We start from the raw sequence: 17,261 nt of genomic DNA, 5'->3' as shown, positions 1-17,261 counted from the left end.
TCCATTAAGTCAGCGCGGGGTCCGTTCATGGGTCATCGAGGTGACGAATGGCGGGTGATTCAGCAGGATAGTTTCGTCGTGTGCCGCTTCGATCGCGAGCTGCAAGGCCCCGTCCACGGAACTACCCGCGGCTTCGACAAGGTGCACGTCCGGCCGGAGCCGGGTCAGCTCTTCCTCAAGGGATTTCCGCAGCTGGGCTGAGGTGCTGAAGAGACCACCGACCAGGGTCAGCTGTGGTGGAAGTCCAGATGGAAGCGCCGCGGCTCCGGTGTGGGCGAGTTCGACGCCGGCCTGACTGAAGATGGAGAGTGCTTGGCTGTTGCCGTCCGCGGCGAGGTCGGCCATGTCCGGCACAAAGGAGGCGAGAATTCCGGACCGGTCGTTGCGGGTATAGACGTCCTTGATCAAGTACTGGTGGCTGCCAAAGCGTTTGCGGAGCCGGTCCAGCAACGTGGTCGATCCGCCAACCCTGCCATCGATTGCCTTCATCGCGGCATCGAGTCCACGCTGTGCGATCCAAGCTCCCCCACCGGCGTCCCCAAGCAAATGTCCCCAGCCGTCGACCCGGTGCCAGATTTGGTCGAAGTCAGTCCCGAGGGCCACGGCCCCGGTTCCTGCGGCGAGCACGGCTCCGGGTGCCATCCGCAGGGCGCCGATATGGGACGTCAGCATGTCCGAGGCGACGATGGTCGTGGTGCTCTTCAGCCGCTCTGCCAGGGAACGGTGCAGGCCGACACTGTCCTTGAGTAGCTCCATGAGACTCGCCGAGCCCACCGCGACGGCGTCGATCCTGTCCACCCCGGCGGCACCCGCGGCGGCCAGGGCAAGATCCTCAACCTGGTCCAGCAGATCGGCAACCATCACGCCGTCGGCACCGATCTGGACCCCGCGGCCCTGGCGCGTTACCGATGTGCCGTGCTGATCAAGGCGGACGACGACGGCGCGGCAGCCCGAGCCACCGACGTCGACCCCGCAGACGCCGCGGATTGGCTCATGCGGTTCAGGCATTCGAATTCCCGGAGTGCATGTTCGCGACCGTTTCGCGTGTCATTTGGATGGAGGCGCTGGTGGTCTCGAAGGTTTTCTGGGTGAGCGAGACGAAGAGGCAGTCGACGACGAACAGCTGGCCGATCCGGCTGGAGAGTGCGCCGGGTCGGAGTCCGCGTTCGTGGCCGGCAGCGATCAGCGAATAGTCTGCCTTGCGTGCGAGCGTCGACCGTTCCGAACCGGTCAGTGCGACGGTCACCGCGCCGGCGTTGCCTGCCACGTCGAGCACGTTCAGTGATTCGTGCGTTTCACCGGAGTGGGACACGATGAGTGCAACGTCCTGGTTCTTGAGCAGCGTCGCATCGGTCACGGCCAGATGAATGTCGCTGGGCGAAGAGCAGATAAACCCGGCGCGGGTCAGTTTGTGTTGGAAATCAGCAGCCACCAGACCGGATGCGCCGATGCCGAATGACAGGATTCTCGACGCCCGGGCGATGGCCGCCGTCACCTGATCAATCGAGTCCGGATCGAGGTGGGCGGCGGTCTCGCGAAGCGCTTGCTGTTCGGCTTCGGCCAGCTTGGCTATGACGACGTCGATAGCGTCACTTTGGGAGACGTTCCCCGTCACGACTTGGTGATTCGGTTGCCGACGGCCGGAGGCTGCTGCCAAGGCAAGCCGCAGCTGGGGATAACCGCCAAACCCGAGGCTGCGCGCGGCGCGGACGATCGTTGCCTCGCTGACGCCGGTGGCTTCCTTCAGGTCGAGCACAGTCGAACGGGTGACCATGTCCGGATCGTCGAGGATAAGGCGTGCCACCTTGGCCGCGGCAGGGGAAAGTGAGGGCAGCGCCGCACGGATCCTGGCCGATATTTCGTCAGGGTCCTGGGTGTCCGTCGTCATCCCTTGAGCGCGCCTTCGGTCATGCCCTTGGTGATGTTCCGCTGGAATACCGCGTAGATCACCATGATTGGAATGATGGCGATGGACAGCCCGGCGAAGAGTGCACCCCAGGCATTGGTGTACTCGGCTTCGTTGGCCAACAGGTCCATGGCAACGCCAAGGGTGTTCTTCTCGTCGGTCTGCAGGAAGATCAGCGCCATGAAGTACTCGTTCCAGTACATCACCGCGTTCATGATCGAGGCGGTGATGATTCCGGTGGTGACCAGCGGCGCGACGATTTTGAACAGGATGCCGTACTGCGACATTCCGTCAATGGCGGCGGCTTCTTCCAGGTCTTTGGGCACACCGCTGAGGAAGCTGCACAGGATGAACACCGTGAAAGGCACCTGTGTGACTGCGTAGATCAGCGACAGCGCGAACAGGTTGTCCAGCAACTGCAATTCCAAGAGCAGGAAGAACAACGGAATCCAGCCCAGCACCATCGGAATCATCATCGAGGCCAGGTAGACGTTGAAGAGCACCTTGCTGCCCTTGAACCTGACCCGCTCGATGGCGTAGGCGGTGGGCAGGGACAACAGCAGGCACAACCCGCAGCCGAGCACCGTCACGAGCAGGCTGTTGAAGAAGCTCTGGCCGATGCCGAACTCGGTCCAGGCCTGGACGAAGTTGCCAAAGTCGAATGACTCCGGCAAGGCCCAGGGAGAACGGAAGATTTCGCCGTAGTCCTTGAAGGCGCCGAGGAACATCCAAATGATCGGATAGATGACCAGTACGGCCCAGACGACCAGAGGTATCCGGGCCAGCGTTTGGATGAGTGATTTTTTCATCAGTATTCACCGGTCATTTCTAGAGCTCGACCCGGTCGCGCCGCAGCACCAGCTGCAGGATGGCAACGGTGGCCAGTGACAGGACAAGGATCATCATGCCGATAGCGGCTCCGTAGCCGAAATGGAACTGCTCGAATGCCTGTTCGTAGAGATACGATCCCATGACCTCCGTCGATTTACTGGGGCCGCCCTCGGTCATGATCTGCACAATGATGAACGAGCCGTTGAGTGTGGTGATGACAATGTAGATAATCGAGACCCGGATCTGTGGCCAGATCATCGGAACGGTAATGCGCCAGAACTGCTGCCAATCCGATGCGCCGTCGAGGTCGGCTGCTTCGTAAATGCTCTTCGGCACGCTCATGATGCCGCCCATCAGCAGCAGCATGAACAGGCCGATACCGGCCCAGACCGATGGCAGCACGAGACTTGGCAAGGCCCAGTCCAGACTGCCAAGCCACGGTCTGGTCCAGCTCTCCAAACCGATGGCTTCGAGACCAGAGTTGATCAATCCGGCGTCGGGGTTGTAAATAAAGCGCCACAGGATGCCGATGATGACCACCGACATGATGTTCGGGAAGAAGAAGACAGTCCGGTAGAACGGTGCTTCCTTGATCCGCAGCTGCGTCAGCGCAACCGCGAAATAGGTGGCAATGACCATGATGCCGATGACCTTGGTGACGACCAGGAAGTAGTCGTGCCAGATGGTCGCGGGGATGACTTCGTCGTTGAGCAGCTGCTCGTAGTTGGCCAGGCCGACGAACGTCTTGTCGACGCTCAGCCCCGACCACTCGAAGAACGAAAGGTACAGGCCATTAACCAGCGGATACAGGGTTATCAGCGCGAAGACGGCCAGGGTCGGGCCCAGGCAAAAAGCAAGGAACCAAAACCGTTGCTTTTTCGACTGCACCATGGTGCTGTCTCCTCAAAGTTGGACGTGGCAAAAGCAGGCAGGTGGAGGGATACTCGCCCTCCACCTGCCTGGTTTGTTACTGGCTGTTCCGGTACTGCTCCGCGATCGAGGCAGCTTCGTCCGTGAACTGTTCAACGCTGGTTTCACCCAGCAGGAACTTGACCAGCGCATCGCCGATCGGCAGTTCCATGTCCGAACTCATCGGGTGGTTCTTGTGGTGAACATCCACTTCCCCGGAGTTGATCAGTTCGTTTGCCTGCTTCAGGTATTCCGGTACGTTCGGCTCCTCGGACAGGTCGACACCCTCGATGTTGATGAGAGCGCCGGACATCTCGGCGAAGGACTTCGCGTACTGCTTCTGGAACGCGAACTCCGCGAAAGCCTTGGCTGCCTCGGGGTTCTCCGCCTGCTCGGCGATTGCCATGCTTCGCAGGTCCGGGACCAGCACCATCGGATCGCCTTCAGCGTTCATCGGGGACGGAATGAATCCGAACTCGAATCCTTCAGGCGTGTCGTTGGCCATTTCGTTGGGCAGCCAGAATCCGACCGGGATATAGGCGTTGTCATGCTGCAGGAAGTTCGACTGCGACTGGGTGTGGCTCAGTCCCGCGAAACCCTGGTCGACATAACCGGCGTCGACCATTTCCTTGACGCGGTTCATGACGGTCATGACGCCGTCGCTCTTCCATACGCCTTCTTCACCATCGATGACGGCGTTGAGCAGCTCGTCGCCGCCGGCCGATGCGAAGGCGGGATAGAGCACGCCGCGGGAGAAGTAGTAGGGGTACTGACCGGCCGTGATGAACGGTGCAATCCCCTCGTCCTTCTGGATCTGTTCCATCGAGTCCATCCAGCTCGGGAAGTCCTTCGGAACTTCCCAGCCGTTCTCATCGAACCAGGCCTGGTCATACCAGGTGCCCCAGGTGTCGAAGATGAGCGGCAGGCTGTAGATCTTGCCGTCATACTCGTCCGGCGGAACGATGAAGCTGTCCGACAGCGAGGTACCGTCGGGCATTTCGACGCCGCCGATCCACTCGGTGATGTCCATCAGCTGGCCATCCTCGACCATTTGCGTCTGGCTGATGCCGGCGCCGTCAATGTAGACGACGTCGGGCGGGTCGCCGGAGATCCAGCGCGTCTGCATTTCCTGGTTGATGTTTGGCCCGGCGTGCTGTTCGACCGTGACGTCCGGGTATTCTTTCTCGAAGTCGGAAATCACCGACTTCCACCACTCGTCGCCATAGCCGCCGACGAAGTACTGGATTTCCAGGGTGCCGGATACCTCTCCGTCGGCGCTGCCGCCGCCACCGTCGCTTCCGCCTTCGCCGGTCGAGCCCGAGCCACAGCCTGCCAGCATGCCCAGCACCGCAACGGATGCCAGCACACCGGTAAACCGGCGGTTCTGTAGTTGCTTCACGGTCCTACTCCTCTGATCTGAATGTGAATCCTCTGACGGTCCGGAACGCCCTTCGGAACCGCCAGTCAGTGCGCCACAACACCGTTGCTGTGACGCTCGTTTACGCCGCTGCGCCTTGATGAAAATATATTTCGTAGTACAGGTAATGCTTGAAAGCTATTAGCATGGGCGAAGAGTGTCAAGCATGACGCGCATCACGATTTGGACAAGTCAGCACTTTGGACAAATCACCACTGCGTCGGGCCGAGGTGATGGGCCGACGTCGGGGCCGGGCTGACGTCGTCACGCTGTGCCCGCTTTCTGGCGCAATGCATAGCGAACGTGTCCGTCACCGATGGCGAGTCTGCGGCGGGCTTCGGGGACGCCGACGTCGGCCAGCAGCGCGACGATTGCGGTTTTGGCATGCCAATCGGCCTCGTTCAAGACGGCGGCTGCCGCTTCCTCATCCGCACCGGTTGCTTCGACGACGATGCGCCGGGCACGGATCCGGAGCTTTTCGTTGTTGGCCTTCACGTCGACCATGAGATTGCCGTACGTCTTGCCGAGCTTGACCATCGACGCCGTCGACAAGGTGTTGAGGACCAGCTTCTGCGCCGTACCGGCCTTCATCCGGGTCGATCCGGCGATGACCTCCGGGCCGGTTTCAACCTCAATCGGAACGTCACAGAGCCGGCTCATCGCCGCGCCCCGGTTATTGGAAATCCCGATCGTGACGGCACCGGCGACCCGGGCGGCTTCGAGCGCGCCCATCACGTACGGCGTCCGACCGGATGCGGAGATGCCAACCACCGCATCGTTGGAGCTGACGTTCATGGCTCTCAGATCCGCTGCCGCCGCGCCGCCGTCGTCCTCGTAACCCTCCCCCGCCGCCTGCATCGACCCCGGCCCACCAGCAATGAGTACGACGACGAGGCCCGGGTCAGTGCCGAAGGTCGGGACACATTCCGCCGCATCCACGAAGGCGAGCCGGCCAGGGGTGCCTGCACCGACATAGATCAGCCGGCCGCCTCGTTCGAGCTTTGCCACGATCGCATCCACGGCCGCGGTGATGGCGTTGCCGACGGCGGCGACGGCGGCGGGAACCTGGGCGTCCTCGGCGGCAATGCGGGCCACCAGGTCATGTGTGGAGAGCGTGTCGAGGTCCGCAAGATCGGGTCGGGATCGCTCCGTAGCCAATCCGCCGAGCTCGCTGCTGAGACTGTTCATTGCCAACCGTTCGTCGACCGAAGCCATACCGGCGAGAGGAGCCGGCAGGAAAACACAGAGACTGTTTATGCCAAGAGATAAGCACAATGCGAGCCGACATGTCAAGGATATTCATGCTGCGGCTATCGGATGAAGCGTTTTTTCATCCCCTCAGGTTCAGTAGCCAGCGGCGACGTCGACGAGTCCTTCGAGCTCCTGACCGGCGGCCCAGCGGCGGACGTTTTCCCGCACGCGGGCGGAGATCAGCGGTCGCACCATCTCCTCGGTGTCGGCGGTATGCGGCGTAATCAGACAGCGCGGTTCGTCCCAGAGCGGGTGCCCGTCCGGAAGTGGTTCGGGATCGGTGACGTCCAGCGCGGCACCGGCGAGGCGTTCCTGCTTTAGCGCGTCCATCAGGGCGTCCGTGTCCACCAGCTTCCCTCGGGCAATGTTGACCAGAACGCTCGACGGCTTCAGAAGCAACAGTTCCTTCTCCCCGATCAGGCTTGTGGTCCCCTCCGTGAGCGCGGCGGCAATGACGACGACGTCGGCTTCCGGCAGTACCTCCGACAACCGGTCTGTGGTGACGGTGCGGTCGGCGGCCGGCACGGGTTCATCCTTGCGGCGGACGACGGTGATGTGGGTGTCGAAGACCCGCAGGAGGCGGATGGCCTCGAGCGCTATGCCGCCGGCACCGACGATGACGACGCGCGAACCGTACAGCGCGGTGCCGACCTCCGGTCCCCAGGTTTTCGTCCTGGCCAGTTCGGGCAGGCGGCGCAGCGCGGCGAGGGTCAGGGCCAAAATGTGTTCGGCTACCGGTCGCGCGTACGCTCCTTTGGCGCTGGTCCAGGTGCGGTCGGCATGACTGTTCATCACATCGGCGTACCGTTCGATTCCGGCCGACGGCAGCTGGATCCAACCGATACCGGGGTGTTCCTTCAGCAGCCGGGATAGATCGTCCATCTCGATTTTGCCGCCGATGACGAGTCCGGTGGTATCGGATGATAAGGGACCAACGGAACCGCCGCCGTCGAGCACGGCCTGCTTAAAGTATCCGGCAGGTTCCGGAAGAATCGCGATCCGGGGTGCCCGCGCCGTCGTCGTACTGGTCATAAGTAATGCTCCGCGTTAGGTCCGAGGGTGAAGGAAGTTGTTCCCTTCCCGGCATCCAACACTACTCACGGTGGCTGGAAGGGGTGTAGCATCCGCTCCATCGCCAGGATCTCCGCGCAAAGTTCGATAACCCCACCGGATCCCCACCGGAAGGAGCAGCATGGAGCAGATCAACAGCAAGCTCCTCAACTGGGCATCGGTTCTTGACGATAAGACCCGCGATCAGGCTGTCCTGGCGTCGAGCATGCCGTTCATTCATCCGCATCTGGCGCTGATGCCCGATGCGCATCTGGGCATGGGCGCCACGGTCGGCTCGGTGATTCCGACGCTCGAAGCGGTCATGCCGGCCGCCGTCGGGGTGGATATCGGCTGCGGAATGATTGCAGTGCAATCACAGTTCACCGCGAAGGATATCGAGGGGCCGGAGCGCCGGAAGCTGCGCCAGGGCATCGAAGCGGTGGTGCCGATGTCGGCGGGCAAGAACAACAAAAAGCTGACCGATTCCGCGCTGGCCAGCGTCCAGGAGCTGAAGGACCTGGCCGACGAAGCGCACTTCACACCCGACAACTACGCCGCGAACTGGATGCTCCAACTGGGCACACTCGGCTCAGGGAATCACTTCATCGAGGCGTCCTTTGATGAGAACGACGACGTGTGGTTGTTCCTGCACTCCGGCTCCCGTGGGGTGGGAAACAAGATCGCGCAACGACACATCAAGGCGGCGCAAGAGTGGTGCCACAAGGAAGAGATTTACCTGCCCGACCGGGACCTGGCCTACCTGTCGGAGGGGACTCCGGAGTTCGATAAGTACATCCGCGAGCTGAGGTGGGCGCAGCACTTCGCGCTCCTGAACCGCGAGGAGATGATGGACCGGGTGGTGGAGCAGTTCGAGAAGTGGATCGGCAAACCGGTGGTGGAACGCGAGCGCATCAATTGCCATCACAACTTCACCCAGCAGGAGCACCACGCTGGCAAGGATGTGTGGGTCAGCCGGAAGGGCGCCATCGAGGCGCGGCGGGGCATGAAGGGCGTCATTCCCGGCTCGATGGGCACGGCAAGCTACGTCGTCGAAGGTTCCGGCAATGAAGCCAGCCTGTACAGCTCACCGCACGGCGCCGGGCGCCAATACAGCAGGAATTCCGCGCGCAAGCACTTCACTCAAGACCAGCTCCGCGAAGCGATGAAGGGTATCGAATACCGCGACACTAGCGCCTTCATCGACGAGATTCCGGCGGCCTACAAGGACATTGACCAGGTCATGATGGACGCCAAGGACCTGGTCAAAGTCACGCACACACTTCGTCAGTTCGTTAATTGCAAAGGCGACTGAGAGGCAGAGCGGGCTTGGCCGTCTCCGAACCTTAATCAGTACTGAATCCGTTTCAGGGCAGAAGTTCGGTTAAGGCTCATGTATCCAGCCTTGCCTCCGCGTACCTGGACTTTAATGGCGTGACCGCGGTCCGCGGCAGCGATCCTGTAGGTCACTTTGGTGGCGCGCGTGATTGGTTGCTTATTCCGGTACCACTGATAGGTCAGTTGTGTCCCCGGCGTCCACTCTCCGGGTACGGCTGTGAGCGTCCGTCCAGCCCGCGCGATTCCCGTTATGCGCGGTGTAGAGCCGCTCATGATGCCGTGGTTGATTAGGTACTCGGGGCTTTTCCTGGTGACCGTCGTGTAGTAGGTCTGCGTGCCCGTGACCCGCACCCGCAGCACCGCATGACGATCCCTGGCCCGGACCGTATAGCTGGAGCGCGTCGCGCCTTGCATGGCCTGGCCGTTACGAAGCCACTGGTAGCTGAATTTACTCCCCTCGGTCCACCCCGGGGTGGTCGCCTTCAGGGTCACTCCGACGCGCGGGGCGCCGGAGGCGAGCGGTCCGGCGGACTTCAGCCTGACGAGCGGAATCTTCACCGCGGAGGCCTTGGCCTCACTGGAGACATAGCCGGGACTGCCGGTTCGAACCACTGCCCGGATAGTAGATCCGGCGTCAGAAACCTTCAGGGTGTAGGCGGCCGTGGTCGCACCGGGGACAATCTTGCCATTTCGCAGCCAAGAATAAGTTACTGCCTGTCCACTAGGCCACGGATTGCTGGCGGTTAGCCGGTACCCGGGTTGGAGTCGGGGACGCAATTCCGCCACGGAGTCGACGAACACGTCCTGGTGGATATAGCCGCTGCGCCGGTCGCACGGCAGCGGCGCTGGACTGACGGTGACAACCGCAGAGGCACCCCTTCCCCGCTGGCCGGCTTCAATGAACTGGAACCGCTGCCCAACATCGGTCGGTTGCGGATACCACGCATCGGGTGACGCTTCACGCGTTGACGGGATGTTTCCGTTGGACCGCAGCCGGTACCACCCGGATCTGTCACTCTGCACCGGGACGGTACGGACAACCCGGACTGCGTTGTCACTGTAGGGAATTGCCTCCCCAACAGTTACGTCATTGAATCCGCCGTCGCCTTCGACGGCGCGGACCAGCCTTGAAGACCGTTCGTGCACCGTGCCGTCCGGCCACGTCCCGGTGACAACAATCCTCGAGACGCTGCCCGCCGTCGGGATGTATTCTTTGCGGTCAGCCACCTGCGTCCCGTCCTCCAGCAGCCACCGGTAGCTCAGTACCGCGCCCTCACCCCAGGCCGGGAAACGAACCTCGGCCGGAACCCCGGCCCTGAACGTCAACGGAACCTGTGGCGTCGGCGCAGAATGCGTGGGGTGGCCCACCTCGACCTCCCATCCGGCCGGACGATGGAGCGACAGATAAGGATGCACGATACTCCGCGAGTATCGTGGCGGCTGTGCTCCCGTGGGAAAGGTCGGAATCTTTTCCATCACCGCGGTGGCATAAGTGAGCCGCTGCAGCCCTTCCGGCAACGACCCAGCTGGCGCGGGAATGGTCACCGTGTAAGTCGTGGACGCCCCATCTGTCGCCCCGGCTTCAATCCCGCTCTCGTCCACGCTGAGCCTCGCGGTGATCCCTTGGTCGTTTTCAAACGTCAGGTGCATACGGTCGAGCACGGCTTGCTGGTCCCCCTCGCATTTGATGCTGACCTGCAGCTGCAAGGCGTCCCCGGCAATGACGTGATCCGGCAACGTCAGGGATTCAACTTTGCCCACTGTCAAGGAACTCTCTGCTCCGCAGGGGTACGGCGGGATCGCGGTTGCCGGAGACGCCATCACCGCGCCTGATAGAAGCACGCTTGCGGCAAGACCTGCAGATACGGCAGCACGTGCAAAACGGCCCACGATTTCCCCCAACATGAGTAACGATTGACGAGAGTATATAGGCACCTGTCGTGCTGCACCATCGCATCAGCAGAACAGGTTGCAGATCGCAGCACCCTGGTTGGAACACGGCGCACTCCGGCCGCCATTCTCACGAGGCGAGAACACCCCTTGGCTTTACCTGTGACAGCGGACACACTCTTTAGAACGAGCACTGTTGCTGAGGAGGACCATGAAAGCCGTCCGGGTACACAATTACCACGAAGATCCTCGGATCGATGAGGTTCCCGAGCCTCGGATCGATGGGCCGTGGGATGTGATTGTCGAGATCGGTGCGGCTGGATTATGCCGCACCGACCTGCATGTGATCGAGGGGCAGTGGGATCCGATCCAAAATCCCTCACTCCCCTACATCCTTGGCCATGAGAATGCCGGTTGGGTGAAGGAGGTCGGCAGCGCGGTCAGCAATGTCGTCCCCGGAGATACGGTCATTATGCATCCGCTGGTGACCTGCGGACTGTGCCTCCCATGCCGGGCGGGACAAGATTCGCACTGCGAAAATTCCACCTTCCCGGGCCTCAATGTCGACGGCGGCATGGCCGAGTTGATGAAGACGAACGCCCGGTCGGTGGTGAAGCTGGATTCGAGCCTCAAACCTGTGGACATTGCGGCCCTCGCCGATGCCGGCCTGACCGCGTATCACGCCGTCCGGAAGGCCATCCCGCTGTTGCCACCCGGCACGCATGCGATCGTAATCGGCAGCGGCGGGCTGGGGCATATCGGTGTGCAATCCCTCAAGGCGCTCACGGCCGCTGAAATCACCGTCGTCGACAAGTCCCCCGAAGCCTTAGAGCTGGCGTCGTCGCTGGGGGCCGATCATACGGTCAACTCGACGGACGGCGCCGGCAAGCTGCTGGAGATTACCGACGGCGGCGCGCATGTGGTGTTCGACTTCGTCGGAGAAAACGGCACGGAGTCGACGGGCATTACCGCCCTGCGGAACCGGGGAAGCTACTTCAGCATCGGCTACGGCGGAGCGGTCAACGTGGACACGATCGAAATCATCTCCCGCGAGATCAACGTCGTCGGAAATCTGGTCGGCACGTACCTGGATCTTGTGGAGCTGATGACGCTGACCGCGCAGGGACAAGTCACCCTGCACACCCAAACCTACGACCTCGAAGATGCCGTCCAGGCGATGCACGACCTCGATAACGGGCAGTTGGTCGGCCGCGGCATCCTGGTCCCGAACCTCAACAAGTAACCGAAACCTAAGGGTGGTAACGATGGCGTTTCCCGCAAAATTTTCCGCACTCAACGCGCTGGAGCTTACAGCCGAAGCCAAGCAGACACTGACCCGGATCATCCGGGTGGCGTTCCCGCATCCGCAGATACCGGACGGGCCGTACGAGCGGATGGCAGAGAAAATAGTGACCGAGGCGCAGGAATCCACCTGGTTCCGGGTGGCCCTGACGCAGGGGCTCTCGACCATCGATTCCATGACTGAGGAACACTTCCTGGAGCTGTCCGACGAGCGCGCCCTCGCGGTGCTGAAACGGATCACCGACCTGGAGTTTTTCGGCTTCATCCGCCGGACGACGGTGCTGAACTTCTATGACGACCCGGAAGTCTGGAAGATGTTCGGCTATGAGGGCGAGTCGTTCTCCAAGGGTGGCTATATCGACCGGGGCTTCAACGACCTGAAGTGGCTGCCGGAACCCCGGATCGAAGAGTGCGGTGAGGACCTGCCGGAGGTCGGCCCGCTGCCCTACGCAATTGCGCAGACAGCCCCTGCCCGGGTGAAACCCACATCGGAGGAAACCGAAGAGGAACCGGTCGATGACCTGTTCAAAGGAACCGACAAAGTCGAAGGAGCAAAGACGCTATGACCGAGGAACAATCAGCCCGATTCGACTACGACGACGACTCGGTCGCCGTGATCATCGGTTCCGGTGCCGGTGGCGGAACCCTCGCCCACGAGCTGACCGAAAAGGGCATCAAGGTCGTCGTCCTCGAAGCAGGCGGACACCTCACCAGCGAGGACTATGTCAATAACGAGTGGGAATCCTTCAACCAAATGGCGTGGCTGGACCCGCGGACCACCTCCGGCAGCTGGCGCGTCGCCCGGGACTTCCCCAACCTTCCGGCCTGGATTGTCAAAGCCGTCGGCGGCAGCACCACGCACTGGTCAGGTGCCACGCCACGGTTCAAGGCGCACGAATTCAAGACCCGCTCGACGTACGGACGGATCGACGGCGCCAACCTGCTGGACTGGCCCATCACCTTGGACGACCTTGCGCCGTACTACGACAAGGCTGAAAAGAAAATCGGCAGTACGCACCGTCACGGCAGGCCGGCGTTGCCCGCCAACAATAACTACAAGGTGCTGGCAGCCGGCGCAGAGCGTATTGGCTACCGGCACTACGCGACCGGTCCGTACGGGACGAACGCCGAACCGTACGACGGCCGGCCTGCCTCGATCCAGGACGGCTTCAACTTCCAGGGCGATAAGAACAAGTCCAAGTGGTCCACGCTTGTCTCGGAGATTCCCAAGGCGCTGCGGACGGGGAAACTGGATCTGCGGCCCAACAGCCAGGCGGTCCAGATCACCCACACGGCCGAAGGCCTGGTGGACAGCGTGCTCTACGTCGACGCCGACGGAGACCTGCAGCGTCAGAAGGCTAGGATCGTCGCGGTGGCGGGTAACGCCATCGAAACGCCCCGGCTGATGCTGCTCTCGGGATCGCCGCTCTTTCCCGACGGCCTGGCCAACTCCTCCGGCCAGCTGGGACGCAACTACATGCGGCACACCACCGGATCGGTCTACGCAAAGTTCGACAAACCGGTGCACATGTACCGGGGTGAGACGATGGCCGGATTGGTCGCGGATGAGTCACGGCACGACGTCGACCGCGGGTTCGCCGGCGGCTACTACCTGGAGACGATCGCCCTTGGCCCGGCGTTCCTGGCAAGCTTCGTCGACCCGGGTGCGTGGGGTCCGGAATTCGCGGCGCTGCTCGACGACTACGAGAACACCGCCGGTCTGTGGATCGTCGGCGAGGACATGCCGCAGGAGTCCAACCGCGTCTCGCTCAACACCAATGCGCAGGACCGGTTGGGCTTGCCGGTGCCCAACGTCCACTTCGACGACCACGCGAATGATGCGGCCATGCGGGAACACGCCTACCAACAGGGATCGCTGCTGTACGAAGCAGTCGGCGCACTGTCCTCCCACCACACGCCGCCGTACCCGTCCACTCACAACATGGGCACCGCGCGGATGAGCGAACGGCCGGAAGACGGCGTCGTCAACGCCTATGGTCAGACCCATGATGTGAAGAATCTGTTCGTGTCGGATGGCTCGCAGTTCACCACCGGCGCCGCGGCGAATCCGACGCTGACCATCGTGGCGCTCGCCATCCGGCAGGCGGAGTACATCGCGGAGCAAATGTCGACGTCGGCACTCTAGCGGGGCGGGCGGTCCACTAGCGACGGCGGTCCACTAGCGACGGCGGTCCGGAAAGTGGGACGGCGGGTTATTTGCCGCCACGGCGCTGCGGGAGCACCGATGTTGCCCGCAGCGCCCGGCTGACCTTGTCCGCCGTATCGCGCAGCAGCACCGCGACCTTCGCCGAACGCGCGTCGAACTCCCCCGCGTCCATGGAGACGGCGACGGAACCGACGATCTGGCCGGCGGCGTTGGTCACCGGTGCACCGAGGCAGGATGCGCCGGTAATGAATTCTTCACGTTCGACGGCGATGCCACCTTCGCGGACCCGTTCCAGTTCCGCTTCCAGCCCGGTCTCGGTTCTGATGGTGCGGTCGGTCATCGCAGGCAGCCCATGCCGCACAAGATAGGCGCGCCGCTGCTCGGTATCCATTCCTGCCAGCAGGATCTTCCCGAAGGCAGTGGCATGGGCAGCGTCGTTGAAACCGAATCCCATTGGCGTGATCCGCCGTCGGGCCGGCGAGTCCACCACGTGTGCCACCACAATATGGTCACCCCGGTGAACGGCGTAGTACGCGGCGGCATCCCCGCGTGAATGCAGCTCCAGGATCAGCCGCGCAACGGCGGCCGGCGTTCCGACTTGGCGGCGCAGCGATTCGTCCAGGGCATGGAGTTTGTAGCCGAGTCCATAGCGGCTCTCACCCTTGAGGTGCACGACATGTTCGGAGGCCACGAGGGCCTTCAGCAGTCTGTACACCGAGGGAAGCGGCATATCCAGGGCAGCGGAAATCTCCTTGGCCGACAGACCTCTCCGGTCCGACGCGACGACGTCGAGCAGGGCAAAAGCCTTCTGCACCGAAGCCATACCTGTTAAGGCATCATTGCGTCCCATGACTCAATATTGGCGGTTCGGCAAGGACAATCCAAAACCTGCGGCCGCCGTCGTCCACGGGCCCGCCCGCCGTGTCTTGCGCAGCCCTATGAGGTTTCGGCGCGGGCCTCATCGAGGTAGGAGTACGCAGTGACCCGCGAAATGCCCAACCGGGTTGCGATGTGTTCCATTCCTTTGCGCATCTGGAGAGCGCCCTGCAGATCAAGCTTTCGGACCACCGCGATCCGGTCCTCACGCGTCATCTGCGCGACGGGCTTACCGGCGGCCCGGATAGCGTCTGTGACCATGGCGTCCATCACCGAGACAAGATCTTGACCGAAGAATTCGTTCGGCTGCTCTGGGGCAGCGGCGATGGCGTCCGGCAGAAGGCCGTCGAGCAAGGACCGCGCCTGCTGCAGGGCGCTAACGTCGACGTTGAAGCACAGCGCCGCGATTATGCGACCGGCCGTGTTTCGAAAGTAGATGGACGAGCAGCGCAACTGCCGCCCGTCACTTGTGAAACCGCGGTAGCCGAAGGCGTTGTGATCCGCGTCCTGATTGTGAATCACGCCGGCGCCAAGGCTGCTTGACGGTCCGCCGACCGATCGACCGGTCACATGGCCGTTCTCGATGGCCACGATGGTGTGCTCGAGGTCTGGATTGTCGGCCGACAGATCATGAAGGACCACCTCACACCCTGGGCCGCCCGCCGTAGCCATGGCATGCATGGCCGAACGATAAACCTCCAGTATCTCGTCGATGGAATCGAACACCCGCATCCGATCTGTGGCTTCGATCGGCGGCGCGTCCCCTTGTCCCGGCATGTGCCACTCCTTCGACGAGTACGTACAATTTGTCTACACCCTAGACATTCTGTTCATTTAGGTGCTAGTTTTACTTTTTGTCTACGCATCTACTGTACGCGAATGACGACTCCTTCCCGAATTTACAGGGATATGTCATCATTTCAGCCAAGCGCCTGCGGTGGATCCCATACAAAGAGTAAGGAGGCTCTTATGGCCGCAACAGCACAATCCGAGCGGGGTCTACGGGCAATTCCCCGTAAGGACCGCAAGACAGTGGCAGGCGGTGCCATCGGCACCATGATGGAGTACTACGACTACTATCTCTACGGTCTGGCGTCCGCCGCGGTGTTCCCGGCCGTGTTCTTCCCCGGCCAGGACCCCATCATGGGGATGATGGCGTCATTCGCAAGCTTCGCGGTCGGCTTCCTGCTGCGCCCCATTGGCGGTCTGCTGTTTGGCTACGTGGGTGACAGGTTCGGGCGCAAGAGGTCGCTGATGATAACCGTCGTCGGCATGGGAATCTGCACGGCCGCGATGGGGCTCATCCCATCCACCGCGTCGATCGGAATCGCGGCGCCGATCCTGCTGGTGTTCTTCCGGATGCTGCAGGGCCTCTTCGTCGGTGGTGAGATGGGGCCGGCGGCCACCCTCGTCGTCGAGTACGCTCCAACTGGTCGTCGTGGCCTCTTCGGCGCGTTGCTCATCACCGGAGCGGGCGTTGCGAACCTGGTCTCCGCCGGCCTTATGGGAGTGCTGGCAGCTGGACCCGAGTCGTTCTTCATGACGTGGGGCTGGCGCATTCCGTTCCTCTTCGCCGCCGTACTCACTATCATCGCCGTCGTGCTGCGAAGCAAGCTCGAGGAGTCAGATGAGTTCAAGGCCTACAAGGAAACGGCGGCATTCAAAAACAGCAAGCGCAAGAACCCGCTCAAGGAGGCCCTGCGCCACCCGAAAAACACTGCCCTCGGACTCTTCATAGGTCTGCCACAGAGCATCGCCGGCTACGTCGTGCTGACATTCGGACTCGGCTACATGGTGAGCCAGGGAACGCAGGCCCAGGTCGGGTTCTTCGGCACAATGATCGTCGGCGTCCTCCAGATCTTCATGGCGCCGTTCTGGGGCCACATCTCCGATAAGGTCGGTCGCCGCCGGTTCTACATCGGCGCGTGTATCGCCTTTGCACTACTGCTCTACCCGGCGTTCACACTCTTTGCCACCGAGATGGCGGTCATGATCTGGTTGGGCATGATCATCGGATTCGTGATCCCCGGGGTTGCCATGCAATCGACATTGCACACAATGTTGACCGAAATGTTCGACGTCGAATCCCGCACCACCGGTGTGAACATCGGCTACCAGTTCTCAAACACTCTTGGCGGCGGCTTCGCCCCCTTGATCTGCACGGCGCTGTACGCGGCGTACGGCAACATCTGGCCGGTCATTATCTATGCAGCGGTGATCGCCGTCATCGGTATCATCGCGACCGCATACGCAAGGATCCGGCCTGACATAGAGGATGCCGGGCGGCTGCACGCACTCGACTGAGCGCGACGCGATCCGTCGATCCG

The 17,261-nt window shown here is 62.1% G+C and carries 15 protein-coding genes; 5 read left to right on the top strand and 10 right to left on the bottom strand.

The features are described from left to right. Positions 1–9 precede the first annotated feature (9 nt). The 7 genes from ACX80B_RS07385 to ACX80B_RS07355 all read right to left on the bottom strand — a co-directional run bounded on the left by ACX80B_RS07385 (position 10) and on the right by ACX80B_RS07355 (position 7,346). Positions 10–1,008, bottom strand: coding sequence for an N-acetylglucosamine kinase (locus ACX80B_RS07385; protein WP_459294626.1), 999 nt, complete (start codon positions 1,006–1,008; stop codon positions 10–12). Beyond that, a complete protein-coding gene (locus ACX80B_RS07380) occupies positions 1,001–1,888 on the bottom strand; it encodes a MurR/RpiR family transcriptional regulator (RefSeq protein WP_459294624.1) in 888 nt (295 codons plus the stop codon). The genes ACX80B_RS07385 and ACX80B_RS07380 overlap by 8 nt, the downstream gene beginning before the upstream one ends. Beyond that, positions 1,885–2,715 carry a carbohydrate ABC transporter permease gene (locus ACX80B_RS07375; RefSeq protein WP_459294622.1) on the bottom strand — a complete coding sequence of 277 codons (831 nt, stop codon included), beginning with the start codon at positions 2,713–2,715 and terminating at the stop codon, positions 1,885–1,887. Before ACX80B_RS07375 ends, ACX80B_RS07380 begins: the two co-directional genes overlap by 4 nt. A 19-nt stretch (positions 2,716–2,734) precedes the next feature. Next, positions 2,735–3,628: a carbohydrate ABC transporter permease gene (locus tag ACX80B_RS07370; protein ID WP_459294620.1), complete on the bottom strand. Its 894-nt coding sequence runs from the start codon at positions 3,626–3,628 to the stop codon at positions 2,735–2,737. Positions 3,629–3,704: 76 nt separating this feature from the next. After that, positions 3,705–5,045 carry an extracellular solute-binding protein gene (locus ACX80B_RS07365; RefSeq protein WP_459294618.1) on the bottom strand — a complete coding sequence of 447 codons (1,341 nt, stop codon included), beginning with the start codon at positions 5,043–5,045 and terminating at the stop codon, positions 3,705–3,707. A 282-nt stretch (positions 5,046–5,327) separates the two neighbouring features. Next, positions 5,328–6,278, bottom strand: coding sequence for an N-acetylmuramic acid 6-phosphate etherase (murQ, locus tag ACX80B_RS07360; RefSeq protein WP_459294616.1), 951 nt, complete (start codon positions 6,276–6,278; stop codon positions 5,328–5,330). A gap of 129 nt (positions 6,279–6,407) precedes the next feature. Beyond that, positions 6,408–7,346 (bottom strand): D-isomer specific 2-hydroxyacid dehydrogenase family protein, encoded by a 939-nt coding sequence (locus ACX80B_RS07355; RefSeq protein ID WP_459294614.1) that lies wholly within the window; start codon positions 7,344–7,346, stop codon positions 6,408–6,410. Between the two features lie 160 nt (positions 7,347–7,506). Between ACX80B_RS07355 and ACX80B_RS07350 the strand changes: the two genes are divergently transcribed. Further along, the gene (locus ACX80B_RS07350; RefSeq protein WP_459294612.1) at positions 7,507–8,676 is read left to right on the top strand and encodes an RtcB family protein; all 1,170 of its coding nucleotides are present in this window, start codon (positions 7,507–7,509) and stop codon (positions 8,674–8,676) included. 35 nt (positions 8,677–8,711) lie between these two features. On the opposite strand, the gene ACX80B_RS07345 is transcribed toward ACX80B_RS07350, so the two are convergent. Continuing rightward, complete coding sequence (locus ACX80B_RS07345; RefSeq protein ID WP_459294610.1) at positions 8,712–10,520, bottom strand: hypothetical protein; 1,809 nt, start codon at positions 10,518–10,520, stop codon at positions 8,712–8,714. 280 nt (positions 10,521–10,800) lie between these two features. On the opposite strand from ACX80B_RS07345, the gene ACX80B_RS07340 reads away from it, so the two are divergent. From ACX80B_RS07340 to ACX80B_RS07330, 3 genes are read left to right on the top strand one after another with little or no spacing between them, the layout of a single operon-like run. Then, positions 10,801–11,832, top strand: coding sequence for an NAD(P)-dependent alcohol dehydrogenase (locus ACX80B_RS07340; protein WP_459294608.1), 1,032 nt, complete (start codon positions 10,801–10,803; stop codon positions 11,830–11,832). A gap of 22 nt (positions 11,833–11,854) precedes the next feature. Next, positions 11,855–12,457: a hypothetical protein gene (locus ACX80B_RS07335; protein ID WP_459294606.1), complete on the top strand. Its 603-nt coding sequence runs from the start codon at positions 11,855–11,857 to the stop codon at positions 12,455–12,457. Then, positions 12,454–14,037, top strand: a complete 1,584-nt coding sequence (locus tag ACX80B_RS07330) for a GMC family oxidoreductase (RefSeq protein WP_459294604.1) — start codon at positions 12,454–12,456, stop codon at positions 14,035–14,037. The genes ACX80B_RS07335 and ACX80B_RS07330 overlap by 4 nt, the downstream gene beginning before the upstream one ends. Positions 14,038–14,104: 67 nt before the next feature. On the opposite strand, the gene ACX80B_RS07325 is transcribed toward ACX80B_RS07330, so the two are convergent. Together ACX80B_RS07325 and ACX80B_RS07320 are read right to left on the bottom strand one after the other, a co-directional pair. Further along, positions 14,105–14,908 (bottom strand): IclR family transcriptional regulator, encoded by an 804-nt coding sequence (locus ACX80B_RS07325; protein WP_459294602.1) that lies wholly within the window; start codon positions 14,906–14,908, stop codon positions 14,105–14,107. 86 nt (positions 14,909–14,994) lie between these two features. Next, positions 14,995–15,711 (bottom strand): helix-turn-helix transcriptional regulator, encoded by a 717-nt coding sequence (locus ACX80B_RS07320; protein WP_459294600.1) that lies wholly within the window; start codon positions 15,709–15,711, stop codon positions 14,995–14,997. A 192-nt stretch (positions 15,712–15,903) separates the two neighbouring features. Here ACX80B_RS07320 and ACX80B_RS07315 point away from each other — a divergent pair, with 192 nt between their 5' ends. Beyond that, positions 15,904–17,238 carry an MFS transporter gene (locus ACX80B_RS07315; protein WP_459294598.1) on the top strand — a complete coding sequence of 445 codons (1,335 nt, stop codon included), beginning with the start codon at positions 15,904–15,906 and terminating at the stop codon, positions 17,236–17,238. The last annotated feature ends 23 nt before the right edge of the window (positions 17,239–17,261 follow it).

The organism is Arthrobacter monumenti (genome assembly GCF_054511255.1).
The sequence above is the reverse complement of the archived record's forward strand: the minus strand, read 5'-3'. Positions and strand labels throughout refer to the sequence as shown.

Coding starts and splice junctions, on each gene's coding strand:
- ACX80B_RS07385 (WP_459294626.1), bottom strand. CDS start 1,008: ATGCCTGAACCGCATGAGCCAATCCGCGGCGTCTGCGGGGTCGACGTC.
- ACX80B_RS07380 (WP_459294624.1), bottom strand. CDS start 1,888: ATGACGACGGACACCCAGGACCCTGACGAAATATCGGCCAGGATCCGT.
- ACX80B_RS07375 (WP_459294622.1), bottom strand. CDS start 2,715: ATGAAAAAATCACTCATCCAAACGCTGGCCCGGATACCTCTGGTCGTC.
- ACX80B_RS07370 (WP_459294620.1), bottom strand. CDS start 3,628: ATGGTGCAGTCGAAAAAGCAACGGTTTTGGTTCCTTGCTTTTTGCCTG.
- murQ (WP_459294616.1), bottom strand. CDS start 6,278: ATGGCTTCGGTCGACGAACGGTTGGCAATGAACAGTCTCAGCAGCGAG.
- ACX80B_RS07355 (WP_459294614.1), bottom strand. CDS start 7,346: ATGACCAGTACGACGACGGCGCGGGCACCCCGGATCGCGATTCTTCCG.
- ACX80B_RS07350 (WP_459294612.1), top strand. CDS start 7,507: ATGGAGCAGATCAACAGCAAGCTCCTCAACTGGGCATCGGTTCTTGAC.
- ACX80B_RS07345 (WP_459294610.1), bottom strand. CDS start 10,520: ATGGCGTCTCCGGCAACCGCGATCCCGCCGTACCCCTGCGGAGCAGAG.
- ACX80B_RS07340 (WP_459294608.1), top strand. CDS start 10,801: ATGAAAGCCGTCCGGGTACACAATTACCACGAAGATCCTCGGATCGAT.
- ACX80B_RS07335 (WP_459294606.1), top strand. CDS start 11,855: ATGGCGTTTCCCGCAAAATTTTCCGCACTCAACGCGCTGGAGCTTACA.
- ACX80B_RS07330 (WP_459294604.1), top strand. CDS start 12,454: ATGACCGAGGAACAATCAGCCCGATTCGACTACGACGACGACTCGGTC.
- ACX80B_RS07325 (WP_459294602.1), bottom strand. CDS start 14,908: ATGGGACGCAATGATGCCTTAACAGGTATGGCTTCGGTGCAGAAGGCT.
- ACX80B_RS07320 (WP_459294600.1), bottom strand. CDS start 15,711: ATGCCGGGACAAGGGGACGCGCCGCCGATCGAAGCCACAGATCGGATG.
- ACX80B_RS07315 (WP_459294598.1), top strand. CDS start 15,904: ATGGCCGCAACAGCACAATCCGAGCGGGGTCTACGGGCAATTCCCCGT.